Origin of the sequence: Leucobacter sp. CX87, from assembly GCF_018682295.1 — a bacterium.
Lineage (GTDB): Bacteria > Actinomycetota > Actinomycetes > Actinomycetales > Microbacteriaceae > Cx-87.
On sequence record NZ_JAFIRI010000005.1, the window covers coordinates 88,432 to 103,053 of the forward strand.

Consider the following 14,622-nt stretch of genomic DNA (forward strand, 5'->3'; position numbering starts at 1 on the left):
CAGAGGACTCACGCGAATGAATGTTCAGAACACGCAGGCACCGCAGGCGGCGGCCCCCGCCCGTCCCGAGGCGCTCTCGCCCGACCAGGCGCAGTGGGTCGCGCAGGTCTTCGGCGCGACGGCGACCGCGATGGAGCAGGCCATCCACGGCAAGCGCCGCGTGCTCGAGCTCGTGCTCGCGAGCGTGCTCGCCGGCGGCCACGTGCTGCTCGAGGACGTGCCGGGCACCGGGAAGACGGCGCTCGCCCGCGCCCTCGCGCAGGTGGTGCAGGGCACCTCGTCGCGCATCCAGTTCACCCCCGACCTGCTGCCGGGTGACGTCACGGGCATCTCGATCTTCGACCAGAAGGCGGGCGCCTTCGAGTTCCACGCCGGCCCGATCTTCGCAAACGTCGTGCTTGCCGACGAGATCAACCGCGCGAGCCCGAAGACCCAGTCGGCGCTGCTCGAGGTCATGGAGGAGGGCCAGGTCACGGTCGACGGAGAGACCCACCTCGTGGGCTCGCCATTCCTCGTCATCGCGACACAGAACCCGATCGAACAGGCCGGCACCTACCGCCTGCCCGAGGCACAGCTCGACCGCTTCATGATCAAGACCTCCATCGGCTACCCCGACGAGGCCGCGATGATCCGGATCCTGCAGGGCGACCGCACGAGCCGCGTGCCGCTGCAGCCCGTCGTGACCACAAACATGATCACGCAGGCGCAGGACTTCGTCCGCAACGTCCACGTCAGCCCGCTCGTCGCCGACTACGCCGTGCGCCTGGTCGAGGCGACCCGCCGCGCGAGCGAGGTGCGCCTCGGCGCCAGCGTCCGTGGCACCCTCGCCCTCGTGCGCCTGGCCTCGGCCTGGGCCGCGGGCAACGGCCGCCACTACGTCACCCCCGACGACATCCGCGACCTCGCGCTTCCCGTGCTCGCTCACCGCCTCGTGCTCGAGCCCGAGGCGGAGTTCGACGGCGTCACGGCGACGCAGATCGTCGGCCAGATCCTGCTCGACGTCGCGATGCCGCAGGAGAACGGCGCGGCGTGAACATCGACACGTCCCGTGCCCCGATCTCGCAGACGGGCACCCGCAGTCGCACGTTCGGCACGACGTGGCTGAACGACACTGAGCGTACCCGCGCTCGGTCTCGCGGGCGACGGCTCAAGCGCTGGTGGCGCCGCAATCGCCGCCAGTTCAAGCGGACGTGGCGCCGGACCACGCAGACGATCACGCCGGTCGGCTGGTTCGTGTTCGCGGCGACGCTGCTCTCGGCGATCCTGGGCGGAACCCTCGGGTGGGTCGAGGCCTGGTTCGTCGCCATCGTCGGCGCTGTGCTGTTCATCATCGGACTCCCCTTCCTCATCGGCAGCCGGGCATATCTGATCAGGATCGCGCTCGACCGGCAACGAGTGGTGGCTGGCGGCGAGGTGCACCTCGGCATCGACGTCGAGAACGCGTCCGCGCGGCCGACGCTGCCGGCGACCGCCGAGCTTCCGGTGGGCGAGGCGCTGCGCGAGGTCCCGATTCCCTTCATTGGCCCGCACGGCAGGATTGCCGTGCCCGTCGCCATCCCCGCCCAGCACCGCGGCGTGATCGAGGTCGGCCCGGTGACGCTGTCGCGCCGCGATCCGCTCGGACTGCTGCGCCGCGAGGTGACCTGGCGCGACAAGCATCGCGTGCACGTGCACCCCCAGACCGTCTTCCTGCCGCCGGGCTCTGCGGGCCTCGTGCGCGACCTCGACGGCGCCGCGAGTCGCCGCCTGACCGACTCGGATCTGTCGTTTCACGCCGTCCGCGACTACGTGCACGGCGACGCGATGCGCCATGTGCACTGGCGCTCGACCGCGAAGACGGGCGCGCTCATGGTGCGCCAGTACGAGGAGTCGCAGACCGCGCGCTCCGCGATCCTGTTCGACGCGAATCGCGCCGAGTACGTCAGCGACGAGGAGTTCGAGCTGGGCGTCAGCGTCGCGGCTTCCCTCGCGCTGCAGGCCGTCCGCGAGGGCCGCGAGCGCTTCGTCGCCTCGCAGTGGGCCCCCGGGCGCATGCGGCCCAGCATCGACGGGCTCGAAGAGCTTCCCTCGCAGACGCCGACCCAGGTGCTCGACGCCTGGGCCGAGCTCGAGGCTGCCGAAGAGGCGCGCTCCATCGAATGGCTCTCGCGCGGCCTCGCTGAGTCGCGCCGGCCGCTCTCCGTCGTCATGATCGTGACGGGCTCGGTCCCGGATCCGACCCGGCTTCGCCGCGCCGCGGTGTCGTTCACGGCGGACGTGACCGTCATCGTGATCCGCTGCGACCTGCTCGCCGACCCCGGGGCGAACCTGTTTGACGTGTGCACCCTCCTCACCGTGGGCGCGATCGGCGACCTGCCACAGATGATGCTGCGGAGTGGCAAGTCATGAGCCGGGCGACCGAACGAAACACTCGCCGTCGCCCCGCGTCGGCGCCGAAGCCGAGCGCGCTGGTCGGCGCGCTGCTGCTCGCTGTCGCCGCCATTATTCTGGGCGGCCTCGCAGCTGACCCGATCTATCAAAGCGAACGCCTCTGGCTCGTGCTCGGGGTCGCGGGCGCGGTCACCTTCGCGATCGTCGTCGCCGGCGCGCGCTGGCGCTGGGGTTCCCTGACGATCGCCGCGATCCTGCTGGCGTTCGTGCTCTTGGTCGTGCCGCTGGCTGTGCCCGATTCGCTCGGCGCGGGCCTCGGCGGCCTGGTGCGCGGGCTCGGCGACGGCCTCGCCGCGGTTGCGCTCGGCTGGAAGCAGTTGCTCACGCTGACGCTCCCCGTCGGCTCGTATCAGACGGTGCTCGTGCCGGCCCTCGTCACGATCATGGCGTCGGTGGGCGCGAGCACGGCGCTCGCGCTGCGTGGGGGACGCCTGGCGCCCCTGGCCGCGCTGCCGCTGCTGCTGCCCGTTTTGTTCGGCACCATCTTCGGTTCTTCCTCGGTCAGCTCTCCCGTCAGGATCGGCGCGGTGACCGTCGTGGCCCCGCGCGAGCTCGCGCTGTGGCTCTGCGCGTTCGCGCTCGGGGCGGCCTGGGTGGCCTGGGCTGCCGGAGCGAAGCGTCGTGCCGCGCTGCGCTTGGGACGCGACCCCTCGGCCCCCGCCGGCTCCGCCCGCCGCGGCGTGGTCGTGCGCGCCGGGCTCGCGAGCGCTACCGTGGCCGTGGCGCTCGTGGGCGGCCTCGCAGTCGCTCCCGCCATCGGCGGTGACGCACGCACCGTGCCCCGAGACCGCATCGACCCCGAGCTTGTCGTGCGCGAGCAGACGAGCCCGCTGGCCTCGTACCGTTCGTGGAAGCGGGACGCGGCGTTTGACGCCCCGACGATCGCGGTCGAAAGCGACGGGAAGCTGCCGCACCGCCTGCGCTTCGCGGTGCTCGACACTTACGACGGCGTCGATTTCTCGGTCGGCGCCGGCGCGAGCGGTCGCTTCACCCGCTTCCCGAGCGGCGAGCGTTTGGCCGAGTCGAGCCGCGTGCGCGTCTCGGTCGAAGCCGGGTATCGCGGCATCTGGGTGCCGCTCGCGAGCCCGATCGGCGGCCCTCCAGCCTTCGCCGGGCAGCGTTCGGGCGAGCTCGCAGAGAGCTTCTACCTGAACCGCGAGACCGGTGGCGCGGTCGCCGTGCCGACCGCGGCCGGCCTGCGCGAGGGCGACGGCTATGCCGCCCACATGAACCTGGCCACCGACGCGAAGCTCTCTGACGACCCCGCGAGTGACGAGCCGTTGGTCGATCTCGAGACCATGCCCGAGCTGGCGCGCTGGCTCGAGATGCAGCAGTTGCCGGCGAATGGTGAGGGAGTGCAGACCGCCATCGAGCGCCTGCGCGAGCGCGGCTACCTCAGCCATTCCCTCACCGACGGCGAGGGCGAACGCGACTGGATCACCGCGCTCTCGGACGAGTACGGCACGCGGTTCGTGACGAGCCCGGGCGGGCACTCGATCGCCCGCCTCGAGATCCTGTTTGCGCAGCTCAGCGATCAACAGCGCGCGGCGGGCGAGCAAGCGACCGAGAGCATGCTCGTTGCGGGCATCGGCGACGACGAGCAGTTCGCGGCCGCGGCCGCCCTGGTTGCGCGCGCGATGGGCTTCGACTCGCAGGTCGTGCTCGGCATGCGCCTCGGCGGCGACACCGACGGGGTGCCCGGCATCCCCGCCTGCGCGGCCGAGTGCACGGGCCAGAACATGTCGGCCTGGGTCGAGGTGAGCGGCGCCGACGGCGTGTGGGCTCCGCTCGACGTGACCCCGCAGGTCGCAACCCCGCCGACCACACTTGAAGAGGGCGAGCAGCTTCCCGAGTACCCGACGACGCCCGAAACGCGCGACGCGTCTGAGAGCGACCCGCCGGTGGGCATGAGCGAGTCGGACAGCGCCGAGAGCGACGACAACCCGGAGAACTCATTGAGCGCGCTCTGGCCGGTGCTGCGCGTGATCGGACTGAGCCTCGGCGCGCTGGCGCTGCTCGCGCTGCTGCTGTTGTTCATCCCGTTCGTCAAGCGGCTGCGCATCAAGCGCCGCCGCGAGGCTGTTGTCCCCGAGGTCTGGGCGCTGGGCGCCTGGGACGAACTCCTCGACTCCTACGCCGACGCCGGGGTGCCGGTGCCCCGCGGGGGCAGCCGGCGCGACATCGCCGAGCAGCTCGCCATCCCCGGGGGCGAGTGGATCGCCTGGAACGTCGACCGCGCAGTGTTCTCGCGCGAGAGCATTCGGACGGAAGACGCCGAGCAGCTCTGGCAGGTCGTCGACGCGCGCATCGGCGAGCGTCGGGCCGAGATGAGCGCGTGGGCGCGGTTCCGGGCGGCGCACTCGCTCGCGTCGTTCGGCTTGCCGACGGTCGCTGAGCTGCGACGCTCGTGGACGAAGTGGCGCGGAGATTCCGCGGCACGGCAAAGCGGCACCGCTGCAAGAGGAGAATCGTGATGCACCGGCTCGAACTGAGCTCGGCCATGCGCACTGACGCTGGTCAGAAGCGTGCCGTGAACGAGGACTCGGCGCTCGCGGCATCGCCCTGCTTCCTGGTCGCCGACGGTATGGGCGGCCACGAGGCCGGCGACCTCGCTAGCCAGGCCGCGATCGGGGCGTTCGCCGCCGCGATCCCTGCCGGGGCGCGGCCTAGCATCCGCGACGTGGCCGAGGCGCTGGACGCCGCCCGCAGCGCAGTTTCCCGCGTGGCCTCCGGCCGCCTGCACGGCGCCGGGTGCACCCTCACCGGGGTGGTGCTCGTCGAGCACGACGATGCGCCGCACTGGCTGGTGCTCAACATCGGGGACTCGCGCGTCTATCTGCACCGGGGTTCGGAGCTGCACCAGCTCACCCAGGATCACTCGCTGCGCGAGGAGATCCTGCTCGGTGGCGGGGTCGTGCAGGGCGATCTGCCCGGCCGTAACGTGATCACCCGCGCCCTCGGCTCGGCAGACACGACCGCCGACACCTGGCTGTTGCCGGTCGAGACCGGCGCCCGCCTGCTGATCTGTTCGGACGGGCTCACGACCGAGCTGGCCGACGCCGAGCTGCGCGCGACGCTGACCATGGGCGGGCAGGCCGAGGCGGTGGCCGAGGAGCTCGTGCGGCGCGCGAACGAGGCGGGCGGCCGCGATAACATCACCGTCGTCGTGGTCGACACGATCTCGGGTGGCCGCGCTTGGCACGTCGGCTCGGACACCTCGTCGCGCAGCGTCTCGTTGATCGACGACACCTTGACCGTGACGATGCCGCAAAGGAGGCCCCGATGAGCGCCGAGAACGGGTCGCTCTTCCCAGAGCCGGGCGCCGATGCGGCCGAGGGCGCGGAAGCCGCCGAAGCCCTCGATGAAACCATCGTGGTCGCGCAGCCCGTGGCTGACGACACCGTGGTGATTGCGCAGCCGGCCCTCGACGAGACGATCGTGGTCGCGCTTCCCGCGGCTGTCGAGGACGAGACCATCGTGGTGGCGCAGCCCGTCGCACAGGATCTGCCCGATGCCGACGAGCAAGCCGCGATCGTGCAGGAATCCGCCGCCGATGCGCAGCCAGCCGCCGACGATGCCACGATCTTTGTGGCGAAGCCGGGTGCGGTGGCGCAGCCGGGTGCTGTTGAGCACCCCGCCGTCGAAGACGCCACCATCGTCGTGTCGAAGCCAGCGGTTGAGGACGCGACGATCGTCCGCCCGCGCCGCGCGCGCCGGGCCGAGCCCGCAGCGGAGCCCGTGTCGGAGCCCGCGCTCGTGCTTGTGCCCGAGCCCGAGCCAGCACCGTCACCCGAGCCCGCGGTGCCCCGGCTTCGTGCAGATCTCAAGCGACCCACCCCGCAGCCCGACCACGAGGCCACGATGATTTCGGTGCGCACGAGCAGCCGGGATCCTGCCCCGCCGGTCGAAGAACCCGATGCCGAGCTGTCGGACCGAGCGCTCGCGAAGCTGCTCTTCAAGCCGCCGCTCGACCCGCGCCGCCGGGTCAAGGAGTCGCCGTTCCCGCAGCTCGAGCACACGCTTCCCAAGCGCGGCGTGAGCCAGAGCATGCCGGTCGTCTATGGCGCGCGTTCCGAGGAGCTCGCGGCACAACCCGCAGGCAAGCTCGACCTCGAACAGCGCATCGGGGCGCCGCCCACGACGCTCGCGCCACCCCCCGTGCCGCGCGAGGGCTTGCCCTCGTCGGCGCAGCTCAACCGGAAGTTCCGGCTGCTGGCGCTGCTGGGCGGGGCCGGCGTTGTCGTTGTCGTGGCGACCGGCCTCTGGGGGATCGCGGCGCTCGCCTTCTGAGCCGCTACTCCGCTACCTCGGCAGCCACCTCGGCGCCTCGGCCCCTCCGCCACCTCGGCCGCTCCACCGCCTCTACCCCCTCAACCGAGGCGTCGCAATGTGCTGCTTCAACTCACGGGAAGCAGCATATTGCGACGTCTCGACGAAGGTTCTCGGCGGCGAGACGGGTCAGGCACGAGGTTGCCGGACCATCGAGGCCCAGGCCCCTACTCGCTGCGTCGGCGCCGCAACCCGGCCGCGAGCGCGAGCACCAGGACGATCCCGCCCAGCCCAACGGCAACGGCGGTGATCGCGTTCGACTCGCTCGCCTCGGCGGCGCCGGGCTGCACGCGCACGGGCTGCACCGAGATTGCCGAGTTCCCGTTGCCCGCAAAGGGGCTCAGCGGGCCGCGCGTGCTGCGGTCCGGGCGCAGATCGAGGGCAGCGGCCGGCCGAATGACGCCCCAGCCGATCTTGTCGTCCCGCTGGTCGGGGTTTGGCCGATCCGCCGAGGCCTGCAGCCGGTACGCCCAGCCCTCGGGACCCTCATCCGGGTACGCCTCGGCCAGCAGGGCCGCGGCGCCGGCGACGTAGCCGACGGCGAAGCTCGCCGCGGGCGCGTCGGCGGAATACACGCAGTCGCCCGCGCCGGTGGCCGTCGTCAGCACCTCCTGCGCGGGGGCGGCGACCTCGACGTGCTCGCCGTGAATCGAGTCCTGGGTCGGCAGTCCTTCAAGCGTCACCGCGGTCACCGAGAGCGCCTCGGGGTAGGCCGCGGGGTAGCGCGGGCTGTCCTCGGTGTTGGTCGTCGTGGCCCGGTTGCCCGCGCTCGCCACGACGAGCGCACCGCGCTCAGACGCATAGGCAGTGGCATCGCGCAGCGCCTGACTGTCGGCGTCGTCGCTCAACGCGACCGCGATGATCTTCGCCCCGAGATCGGCGCTGAGGCGGATCCCGTCTGCCATGCGCCCCGCCTCGGGCCCGAACCCGGCGTCCTTGCTCTGCTGGTCCTGGTCGCGCAAGACGCGAATTGAGATGATGTTCGCGTCGGGCGCGATTCCGGTCACGCCGGATCCGGGGGTCGGACGTGCCGCAATGATTCCGGCGATGGCGGTGCCGTGCCCCATCGGGTCGCCCAGGCCGTCGGGTCGCTCACCGTCGACGACGAGCGAGACGCTGCCGGGGGCGATGGCGTCGGCGAGCTGGGGGCGGGATGCATCCACGCCCGAATCGACAACCGCGACGGTGACGCCGGCGCCGGTAACCGGGAGCCTCCCCGGCACCGCATCGATGGCCTCAAGCACGGGTGGGGGGCCGGCGATGCGGGCCATGACACCCGGAGTGCACGCGTCGTCGGCGATGGCGGGAGCCGGCGAAAACGGCGACGTGGACGAAACCGGCAGCGGGGCCGCGACGAACGCGATGCCGGCCAGGGCCGCCCCGACGAACGTGAGCGCGAGCGTGGACCGCGACGTAAACGTGCGCGGCGACCCGAACGTTCCGCGGCCACTCCTCATTTCGCGGCCGTCGGCGAGGTGCCCGCCGCCTCGGGGGTCAGCTCGGGCCCGGCGGGCAGCAGGTGCAGCCAGCGGGCTGGCACGACGGCGACGTCGCCGCCGGTGTAGCCGAGCCGCTTCACCCCGGTGCCGACCGCGCCGGGAATTGCGTAGGAGGTGCCGGTCGAATCGATGAGCGTGAGCGTGCCCTTCGGGCCGCCGCGCACGAGGGCGCCCACGTTGTCGGGGAGGTGCACATTGACGCCGGTCTCGGCCGCCGCGGGGTCGACCGAAGCCTGTCCCGTGAAGGTCTGAGCCGCGAGCACCGTGCGCTGGTCCTTCTTGCTCCCGGCGAGGGTGGCACACGGCGACCCCGTCGCGGCCAGCGGGCTAAGGGTGTCGGTCGGCCAGTCGGTGCCGCCGGCGGGCTCCGTCGTCGGCAGATCGGCGATCTCGGAGGGGGTCAACTCGACGGGCACGCCCAGTCCGTCCGCGCCGTCGCCCAGCATGTAGAGGCGGTGTGCGAGGGGGTCGAGCGGGGCGAGCTCGCCCGAGGCGGTGAGCAGGTAGCGCTCGAGCTCGGGGCTGCCGGTCGGGTGAATGACGGTGCCGGCGGGCAGATCGACGCCAGCGACCTCGCCCGTGCCGCCGGTGATCGTCAAAGGTGCGAGGTCGGTACCGGTCGCGAACAGCGCGAGCCAGTCGCCGCGCACCTCGTGTGGCTGCACCGTGTCGAGGCCGACGGCGCGCAGGACGGCCGTCTCGCTGCCCTCAGGCACCGCGAAGCTCGTTCCGTCCGAGACGACGAAGGTCTCGCCGTCGCGCACGACGACGGTGCCGGCGCCGTCCGGCGCGGCGGTGCGGCGCTGCTCGCCGATCCAGAACTCGGTGGTCTCGGGGGCCGCGCAGGCCTGCCAGTGCGTGCCGTCCAGATCAGCCGCCTTGGGTAGCGTGTCGGGGCCGCCCAAGATGCCGATGGTGCCGCCGATAGGGATGCCACTGAGGGAGGACTGGTCGACGCTGACGACCTTGAACTCGCCGGCCGGAATGAGCATGCGCGCGCTCACCGTGTTGATGACGGGGTGCAGCTCCGCATTGACGCTCAGGTACCGGGCGCCGGTATCGCGCGCGACGATGAGGCGGTTGTTCTCCCACCCGCCGGGCAGGCCGGGCTTGAGCAGCCCGACGAAGACGCCGGCCAGGATCACCATGGCGGTGAGGGCAACGCCGCCGAAGACCGCGCGCATCGGCTTCGCGGGCTCGAGCTCCTTGCCGCCGGGGGCGCCGCCGGTGAACGCGGAGAGCAGCCGGTTGCGGCTAAAGCTCTGCGCCTCGATCAGGTCTTTCTTTGATGCCACGGGTTACGCGAGCCCTGCCGTGATGACGCTGAGCGGCAAGAGCAGCGCGAGCGCGATCACCTCGATCGTGTCGCCGAGGGTGCTCAGTCGCAGGCGCACGCGATCACTGAGCAGGGTGAGCCCGGTCACGACGCCGGTCGCTACGAGCAGGGCGGTGAGCAGGATCGGGGCCTCGTCTGGGTGTGACAGGATCGCCGCGAGGCCGCTGAGCGCCAGGATGGCGGTGCCGCCAGTGAGCAGCACGAGCACCGAAGCGCGCCGGGCCGACTGGCGTGACTGGAACATGAGCGTCGCGCCGGCGAGCGTCGTCAGGATCGTGCCCGTCCAGCTGGCCGAGGCGACGAGCGGCGTCGCGAGCAGGACGGCGAGGGCGAATGCGACGCGCAGTGCGACGAGCATGCGATGCCCGGCGTCGACGCGGGCGGTGACCTTCGCCGGGTCAACGGGCGGCGGCGGGTCAAACATCTCGAGGTCGCTCATGGGGGAAACGACCGTGATCCGGGTACTGCTGAGCGTCAGCCAGGGTAGCGCGCCCGCGGCGAGGCCGGCGACCGCAACCATGGTGGCGTACGGGCCGGCGGGGTCGATCTCGGTGAGGCCGACGATGCCGGCGGGTATGCCGATGGCGACGCCAAACGCGACGGGCAGGGTGAGGAGCTCGACCGGCTTCGTCGTCACGAGCATGGCGGCGCCGCCGACGAGAATGGCGCCGGCGCCCGCCGCAGCGAGCGGGAAGCCCCAGATCGAGTCAGCCGGCACCAGCAGGTACCCGCAGAGCGCGCCGAACGCGGCGGCCGCGAAGCCGAACGAGATTCCCGCGTCGTGGTGGCGAATGCGGCTGAGGGTCGCCGCGAGGGCGAGCAGCACCGCGGCGCCCGCGCCGGCAATGACGGCGGGCAGCAGGCTTCCGGGGGGCTGCATTCCGAGCAGGATCCCGCTGAGGGCCAGGAGCGTCAGGCTGATTGCGGTCGCCGTGCGGGCCGCATCTTCGGGGCGCCAGGCTCCGTGGTGCGCGGAGGTCGCGTCGATGACGGCCTCGACGACGTCGTCGTAGCGCTTGGGCACGGCGATGAGTCCGCCGCGGGCAAGCGTGAGGATCTCGCCCTGGTCGATCGACTGCACGATCGCGCCACGAGTGGGGTCGAGCTCTGCGCCGTCCGCGCGGGTGAGCTTGTACCCGCCGTGCAAGAGCGTCGGGTCGAGTACGCCGAGGCCGCGCGCGATGCCGGGCAATACCTCGACGAGCGGCAGCCGGCCGGGGATCGCGAGGTCAATGCGGCGTTCTGCATGGACGACCGAGATGCGCACAATGGCGTCGAGGTCGGGCGCGGAACTGGTCACAGTGTTCTCCCGTATGTATGGCTGCGCGGAGGGGTAAGACTCCCACCGATCCTAACGTGGCGCAAGAATTCTTGAGCGCGAGTACCGCCTGCGCTTGTCACAGACGTAGATGACTCGTAGGTTTAAGGGGTGAAAGGTTTTTACCCCCAAGGGTGAATTCTTGAACGTTCATTGATTTCGCGTGCTTTTCAGGGTACGCGCAAACTGAAGGAGGCCGAGTTGGCTGAAGTAATCTCCGCAGAAGAGGGTGCCCTACGCAAGGGGCAGCAGGCCGTCGCGGAAGCGAAGGCCGGCATCGATCAGCGCACCAAGAAGGTTCGCGGCGAGATCGAACAGCTGGGCGGCTTCTGGAAGGGCGCGGCGGCAGTCTCGTTCACGCAGCTCATGCAGCGTTGGGACGCCGAGACCGTCAACCTGAACAACGTGCTCATCGAGCTTGAGAACGCACTGCGCGGCACTGAGCAGGATCAGGCCGCCACCGAAGAGTCGCACCAGCAGGCCATCAGTGGCCTCGGCGCGATGATGGGCTCCTAGTAGTTTCCGTTCTTTAAGTATCGAACGAGTTAAGGATTTAGATATGCAGTCAATGTCAGTACAGACCGCACAGGTCAGCGCCCTCTCCGGCCAGATCCGCAGCGGCGCACAGGGTCTTCGCGCCGAGATTGAGCGCCTCGAGTCTGAGGTCGGCAAGCTTCGTGCAGCATGGAGTGGCGAGTCGCAGGCGGCCTACGACACCGCGCAGCGCAAGTGGACGAAGTCGCTGACCGAGATGCAGATGCTCCTTGAGCGCATCGCCGGCAGCACCGAGGAAATCTCGCAGCAGTACAACCAGAGCGACTCGCGCAATGCGGGCCGCTTCTCGGCGTAAGTTTCACCGATGAAGGGCCCTCGGGATGCTCCCGTGGGCCCTTTTGGCGTCTCTGCGACAGCGATCTGCACGGGAGACCGGCGCGAACCACAGTCGGTAAGCTGAGACAGTGAACTCCGCCGCGACCCAGCTTCGGCGCATCGCGCTGCGCGCAGCCGGTAAACAGCACGACCTCGTCGTCCCGCGGGGCGACGCCCTCGCGCACGTGCTCGCGACCGCAGGCGTTCACCTCGGACCGCACGATCAGGTGCTCGGTCCAGACGGAACTGTGATCGATCCCGCGACCACCGCAGCCGTGCTGCGCGAGGGTGGCCTGTATTCGGTCACGCACTCCGCCCACGTCGCTGATCGTGCGCGTAGTCGCGCTGACCAGGCAGGAAGCGTGCGCACGCTGCCCTGGGTGCTCGTCGCGTGCGCGCTCGCCGCTGCCCTCGTCGCCGTTGCCGCGGGCGACGCGGCTTCGCGCTGGGTCGCCGCTGGCGTCATCGCGCTGGCCGCTGTGCTCACTACCCTTGCCTGGGCGCAGCAGGCGGCAAAGAACAACAACTTCCTCACCCTCGCGACGCCCCTGGCGCTCGGCGTGCTGGCCGGCGTGCTGAGCGTGCCCGCGGGCGTCGACGACGCGGCTTCGTTTGCGATCGCGATTGGTGCGGCCGGTGCGGCCACGCTCGCGGCCCTGCTCGCGGTCGCGACGAAGCACTCGCGCATTCGCGCCGGGGCGTCCGCAGTCGTCGTGATCGCGATGCTGGTGGCGGCGCTCGCGCTCGCGAGCCCCTCGCTGCGGTGGAGCCCGGCCCAGCTGGCCGTCGTGCTCGCCGCGGCCTCGGTGCTCGCGCTGCGCGCGCTGCCGAGCCTGCTGGTCAACGTCGATGAGGGCTACTTCATCGACTACGGCAAATTCATGGTGCTGCGTTGGACGGTAAGGGGGCGCGTGCCCGAGTACATCCCGTTGGTCGAGGCGGACCGGGTGCGCCAGCTCGTCAGCAACGCGGAGGCGCGGCTGCGGGTCTCGACCCTATTACTCTCGCTGCTGGTGGCGATTGGCCTCCCCGCGGCGGCGATTCTGCTCGCAGGCGGCGACCTGCTCGTACAGATCTCGGCGATCGCCTTCCTGGTGCTTGCGCCGCTCGGCATGGTGCTGACCTCGAGACGCACGGTCTCGCCCGAGCTGCGAAACCCGCCCAGGATCGCGGTGCTCGTCGGTCTCTTACTGTGTGCGCTGGGCATCGGCTCGGGGCTCATCGGCCTGACCGCATCGGTCGCAGCCGGGGCGCTGCTGTTCGCCGCGTGTGTGGCGGCCGTGCTCAGCGTTTCCGCCGCGCGCGGCAGCCGTTCGCTCGGCTGGTCGCGCACGGCCGATATTGTGGACAGCATGGCGGTCGCGCTCGTGCTCCCAGCCGGGTTCTTGGCCGCAGGAACCTTTGATCTGCTTCGAGGAGCGCTTGCCGGATGACCTACCCACCGCAGCAGCAGCCTCCGATGGCGCCGATGGCTCCGCCCATGGCCCCCCGCGCCGGGGTGCCGCAGACCCCGCCCGCCCGCGCCGCCCGGCCTACGACCCCGACGTCCGCGCGTCTCGCCGCTGCGCTTGCGCGGTCCCGCGCCTGGGCCCGGCCGGCTGGCGCAGGCGCCCGCGTCGCCGCATTCACGATTGATCTGCTGGTCGTACTGCTCATCGCCGCGCTCACCTGGGTGTTTACGAAGAGCCTCCTCATTGGCGTGGTCGCGCTGCTCGAGGCGGCCGTCATCTTGGCGGTGCTCGAGGCGCGCACCGGAGTGACGATCGGCAACCTGCTGCTGCGCATGCGCACAGTGCGCGACGACGCCCCCTTCTCGCCGGGGGTGGCCCGCGGTGCGGTGCGCGCTCTGTTGCAGGGCGCCGGCAGCCTGGTTGGCTTCGTCGGCGGCATCGCAGTTGCTGCAACGAGCGCGGCTGATCCGATGCGGATGGGGCGCAGCGTCGCCGACCGCGCCGGCCGCACCCTCGTGGTGAAGGTGCCGAGCAACGCCGAGCGCCAGGCATGGGTGCAGGGTGCCGAGGCGTGGGCTGCCAGTGCGCAGGCGATGGGCGCGGCGCAGGCTCCGGCCGTCGCGCACCAGGCCAGTGCCCGGCAGCAGCCCGCGCAGCCGCAGCGCGTCGCGCCGTCGGTCGCGCCGATGCAGCACGTGGCGCCGGCCGCGCAGGTGCCGCAGCAGGTCCAGCCGCAGCAGCGTCCGCAAGCCCAGCCGCAGCCGCAGGCTCACGCGCAGCCGCAGCCGCAGCAGCGCCCCCAAGTTCAATCGCCCCCGCAGCCCGCGGCTCAGGCTCAGCAGCCGGCCGTTTCCATGGCCCAGGCGCCTGCAGGGCAGGCTGTCCCGCCGATCCTGCGCGCCCCGGCGCCCGCGCGCGGCCCAGCGACTGGCACGGTGCCGCCCGCAGCGGGCAACGCACACGCAATGCCCGCCGGAGTCGTGCCCGTGGACGCCCCGATTGCGACGCCGCCGCAGCCTGTGCGGCACGTCGAGGTGGGCGAGCAGCTGCTGCTGACCTTCGACACCGGGCAGCGCGCTCAGCTGTCCATCCCGGTGGCGGTGAACTTGGGGCGCAAGCCCGACCGCACCGAACAGGACGACCAGCTCGTGGTGGTGCAGGACTCGGAGGGCACGGTCTCGAAGACTCACTTGCGGCTCGACTACCGGGGCGACAGCGTCTGGCTGACGGACCTCGGGTCTACCAACGGCTCAGAGATCCTTGACGACACTGGCGAGGGTTCGCTGCTCGCAAAGGGGTCGCGCGTGCGGCTCGAAGACGGCTCGCGCGTGCGCATCGGCAACCGCAGCTTTACGGTCGCGACGGTGCGCGGGCAGGGTTAGGAAGCGA

The 14,622-nt window shown here is 71.3% G+C and carries 12 protein-coding genes; 9 read left to right on the forward strand and 3 right to left on the reverse strand.

The genetic code is table 11. The features are described 5' to 3' along the window. The first annotated feature begins 16 nt into the window (after window positions 1–16). Genes KOE53_RS07585 through KOE53_RS07605 form a run of 5 tightly spaced genes read left to right on the forward strand, consistent with a single transcriptional unit; the run spans window position 17 to window position 6,720 of the window. Window positions 17–1,033 (forward strand): AAA family ATPase, encoded by a 1,017-nt coding sequence (locus KOE53_RS07585; protein WP_188045571.1) that lies wholly within the window; start codon window positions 17–19, stop codon window positions 1,031–1,033. Continuing rightward, window positions 1,030–2,388 carry a DUF58 domain-containing protein gene (locus KOE53_RS13845; protein ID WP_188045572.1) on the forward strand — a complete coding sequence of 453 codons (1,359 nt, stop codon included), beginning with the start codon at window positions 1,030–1,032 and terminating at the stop codon, window positions 2,386–2,388. Before KOE53_RS07585 ends, KOE53_RS13845 begins: the two co-directional genes overlap by 4 nt. Then, window positions 2,385–4,904, forward strand: a complete 2,520-nt coding sequence (locus KOE53_RS07595) for a transglutaminase domain-containing protein (protein ID WP_188058010.1) — start codon at window positions 2,385–2,387, stop codon at window positions 4,902–4,904. The genes KOE53_RS13845 and KOE53_RS07595 overlap by 4 nt, the downstream gene beginning before the upstream one ends. Continuing rightward, the gene (locus KOE53_RS07600; RefSeq protein WP_188058011.1) at window positions 4,904–5,716 is read left to right on the forward strand and encodes a PP2C family protein-serine/threonine phosphatase; all 813 of its coding nucleotides are present in this window, start codon (window positions 4,904–4,906) and stop codon (window positions 5,714–5,716) included. Before KOE53_RS07595 ends, KOE53_RS07600 begins: the two co-directional genes overlap by 1 nt. Continuing rightward, on the forward strand, window positions 5,713–6,720 hold the full coding sequence (locus KOE53_RS07605) for a hypothetical protein (protein ID WP_188058012.1): 1,008 nt from the start codon (window positions 5,713–5,715) through the stop codon (window positions 6,718–6,720). The genes KOE53_RS07600 and KOE53_RS07605 overlap by 4 nt, the downstream gene beginning before the upstream one ends. Before the next feature lie 206 nt (window positions 6,721–6,926). On the opposite strand, the gene KOE53_RS07610 is transcribed toward KOE53_RS07605, so the two are convergent. The 3 genes from KOE53_RS07610 to eccD are packed head-to-tail and all read right to left on the reverse strand — an operon-like array spanning window position 6,927 to window position 10,894. Continuing rightward, complete coding sequence (locus KOE53_RS07610; RefSeq protein WP_188058013.1) at window positions 6,927–8,216, reverse strand: S8 family serine peptidase; 1,290 nt, start codon at window positions 8,214–8,216, stop codon at window positions 6,927–6,929. Continuing rightward, on the reverse strand, window positions 8,213–9,553 hold the full coding sequence (eccB, locus tag KOE53_RS07615) for a type VII secretion protein EccB (protein WP_188058014.1): 1,341 nt from the start codon (window positions 9,551–9,553) through the stop codon (window positions 8,213–8,215). The genes KOE53_RS07610 and eccB overlap by 4 nt, the downstream gene beginning before the upstream one ends. A 3-nt stretch (window positions 9,554–9,556) precedes the next feature. Further along, window positions 9,557–10,894: a type VII secretion integral membrane protein EccD gene (gene eccD / locus KOE53_RS07620; protein WP_188058015.1), complete on the reverse strand. Its 1,338-nt coding sequence runs from the start codon at window positions 10,892–10,894 to the stop codon at window positions 9,557–9,559. Window positions 10,895–11,113: 219 nt separating this feature from the next. On the opposite strand from eccD, the gene KOE53_RS07625 reads away from it, so the two are divergent. The 4 genes from KOE53_RS07625 (at window position 11,114) to KOE53_RS07640 (ending at window position 14,615) form a co-directional block, all read left to right on the forward strand. Further along, entirely contained in the window at window positions 11,114–11,428 is a 315-nt protein-coding gene (locus KOE53_RS07625) for a WXG100 family type VII secretion target (protein ID WP_188045579.1), read from the forward strand. A gap of 43 nt (window positions 11,429–11,471) precedes the next feature. Further along, entirely contained in the window at window positions 11,472–11,762 is a 291-nt protein-coding gene (locus tag KOE53_RS07630; RefSeq protein WP_241095457.1) for a WXG100 family type VII secretion target, read from the forward strand. A 109-nt stretch (window positions 11,763–11,871) separates the two neighbouring features. Further along, the gene (locus KOE53_RS07635; protein WP_188058016.1) at window positions 11,872–13,215 is read left to right on the forward strand and encodes a hypothetical protein; all 1,344 of its coding nucleotides are present in this window, start codon (window positions 11,872–11,874) and stop codon (window positions 13,213–13,215) included. Continuing rightward, window positions 13,212–14,615: an RDD family protein gene (locus KOE53_RS07640; protein WP_188058017.1), complete on the forward strand. Its 1,404-nt coding sequence runs from the start codon at window positions 13,212–13,214 to the stop codon at window positions 14,613–14,615. Before KOE53_RS07635 ends, KOE53_RS07640 begins: the two co-directional genes overlap by 4 nt. Window positions 14,616–14,622 lie beyond the last annotated feature (7 nt).